This window comes from Rhodoferax sp. RT5P35 (assembly GCF_056521385.1).
On the sequence record NZ_JBWMAX010000250.1, the window covers coordinates 1 to 1,169 of the forward strand.

A 1,169-nucleotide genomic window follows, 5' to 3' on the forward strand; every position below is an offset into this window, starting at 1 on the left:
TTTAACGGCTGGCCCCACATGCCGCCGGGCCGTGACTTTATCCCTGAATCCGCTCCAAAGCCCGCTCCAGGTGCTGCACCGTACGCGCCACGTTGTGCAACTTCTCCAATCCGAACAGGCCGATGCGAAAGCTTTGGAAGTCGGGCCCCTCGTCGCACTGCAGCGGCACCCCGGCAGCGGTTTGCAGGCCCTGGCCGATGAACTTCTTGGCCGACTGGATCTCGGGGTCGGTGGTGTAGCTCACCACCACACCGGGTGCCTGAAAGCCCGCTGCTGCCACGCTGGCCATGCCCTTGCGCACCAGCAGCGCACGCACGGCATCGCCCAGCGCCTGCTGCTCGGCGCGCAGTGCGTCAAACCCGTAAGCCTGGGCTTCGCGCATCACGTCGCGCAGCCGGGCCAGGGCATCGGTGGGCAGGGTGGCGTGGTAGGCATGGCCGCCGTTTTCATAGGCCTCCATGATGTTCAGCCACTTCTTCAGGTCGCAGGCAAAGCTGCTGCTGGTGGTGGATTCGATGCGCTCCCGCGCCAAGGCGCTGAGCGCCACCAAAGCGCAGCAGGGCGAACCGCTCCAGCCCTTTTGCGGCGCGCTGACCAACACGTCCACGCCGGTGGACTGCATGTCCACCCAGATGGCACCCGAGGCAATGCAGTCCAGCACCAGCAGGCCACCCACGCTGTGCACCGCGTCGGCCACGGCACGCAGATAGGCATCGGGCAGGATCATGCCGCTGGCGGTTTCCACATGCGGGGCGAACACCACGGCGGGTTTTTCGGCCAAGATGGTGGCCACCACCTCGTCAATGGGTGCGGGGGCGAACGGGGCTTGCGGACCTGCGCCTTGGCGGCGCGCTTTCAGCACCGTGCTGGACCGGGGGATCTGGCCCATGTCAAAAATCTGCGTCCAGCGGTAGCTGAACCAGCCGTTGCGGATGACCAGCACCTTCTGGCCGGTGACAAAGGTGGTTAGCGAGAAATCGATCTGCGCTTCACGCTCCTTGTTGTGCGTGAGCGAGGCGGCCAGGATGTCCACCCGGCCTTGCTGTAGCTCTGGGATGCGGGCGGCCACGGCCAGTTGCTTGAACACCGGCTTCACGCCCAGTTTCTTGGCGATGGCGTTGCCGATGTCCACCTCGTAGCCCACGATCTCGCGCGTTTTAGGGTCTACG

The 1,169-nt window shown here is 65.3% G+C and carries 1 protein-coding gene; it reads right to left on the bottom strand.

What is annotated here, in order from left to right:
• Nucleotides 1-37: 37 nt before the first annotated feature.
• On the bottom strand, nucleotides 38-1,169 hold a 1,132-nt coding region (locus tag AC097L_RS25400), incomplete at its 5' end, for an aminotransferase class V-fold PLP-dependent enzyme (protein ID WP_479589479.1).